Annotated in this window: 2 protein-coding genes; both read left to right on the top strand. The window is 43.0% G+C overall.

Features of this window, described 5'->3' with window-relative positions; genetic code table 11:
• Window positions 1-112: 112 nt before the first annotated feature.
• The gene (locus Q0256_RS10410) at window positions 113-544 is read left to right on the top strand and encodes a hypothetical protein (protein WP_297962788.1); all 432 of its coding nucleotides are present in this window, start codon (window positions 113-115) and stop codon (window positions 542-544) included.
• Window positions 545-577: 33 nt separating this feature from the next.
• Window positions 578-889 (top strand): hypothetical protein, encoded by a 312-nt coding sequence (locus tag Q0256_RS10405; RefSeq protein WP_297962786.1) that lies wholly within the window; start codon window positions 578-580, stop codon window positions 887-889.
• The last annotated feature ends 233 nt before the right edge of the window (window positions 890-1,122 follow it).

Genomic DNA, 1,122 nt, shown 5'->3' with positions numbered 1-1,122 from the left:
CAAAATACATAGCGTAAGCCATATGAAATTTTATAAAATTTCGCGCCGTGGAATTTATCCGAAATTACGTAGCCATTCGATAAAATAGCTACAAATTTCACCGTATGTAACAATGATAAATATTGATGAGGTAAGCTATAAAAGAGCTAAGTTTAGGCAAGCTGGCTTAGAGGCTGCGGCTGGCATAGCATCAGAAGGCGATACGGCGGCAAGCGACGCGGCAAACGCTAGTGCGCCAGGGCGCGTAAGAATCTTGGCAAAAAGCGGCTTTGAAGCATTGAGCGAGAAGCTGTTACATGGCTGTGGGGCTAGCTTTCGCTACGCAGTGCGTATCCCGCTCGCGCCCAAAGTGCAGCTGGACGCAAATGAATGCATCCTATGCGAGTATAAAAAGCGCGGAAGCGGGCTTGAACTAATCGCTGCTTTGCTAGTCTTAATCCCCGTTTTAGGCGTGCTTGCGCTATGCTTTAAAGCAGAATACGGCGTAGTTTTTAATATAACTATCCTGCTAGCCGGCTTTTGCATGATAATGGTGTTTTTGTAGGTCTTTTGGGATGCCGTGTACAAGGGAATTTATGTGAGCGATAAAAATTTAATCACTCAAAACGGCACAAAATTCCCAATTGAAAAAGTGCACTTTAGTGCCTTATCCAACCGCTGCGGAGATATCACGCTATATTTTTATGTCACGCCGTTTAGCCAGATTTTTACGCTAAGCATAGACGGTAGCGATGAGTTCAATGCTCTTATTTACTGCTTAGCCACGCTCTGCGATAACGATGAGCTTTTTTGCTTCGCGACGCACCGATACGTGCGCGCTAGAGCTAGCGGACGTCGTCCTCAGATAATTTTAAACTCTAGGCTGTGTAAGAGCGCGCCAAAATTCTAAAAGCTTCGAAATTTTCAACTAAAATTTCCCCGCAGAATACGACGCCAAAAATTTAAATAGAATTTTTAAGCACGATTTTGCACACAAATTTTGCGGCACAAATCCGCGCACAAAATCCATAGTTCAAATTTTGCACTTGAATTTTTTGGATAAATTTCTCCCTCAAATTTCGTAAAGAATTTACGCCGCCATAGCCTAATAATGGCACGTAGAGCTTGTAAAATTAGTAACAA

Origin of the sequence: uncultured Campylobacter sp. (assembly GCF_937949835.1) — a bacterium.
GTDB lineage: Bacteria > Campylobacterota > Campylobacteria > Campylobacterales > Campylobacteraceae > Campylobacter_B.
Note: the sequence above shows the minus strand (reverse complement) of the source record. Positions and strands in the feature narration are given on the sequence as shown.

Bases quoted from the DNA above. Each gene is read 5' to 3' on its own strand.
- Q0256_RS10410 (WP_297962788.1), top strand. From the start codon at position 113: ATGATAAATATTGATGAGGTAAGCTATAAAAGAGCTAAGTTTAGGCAA.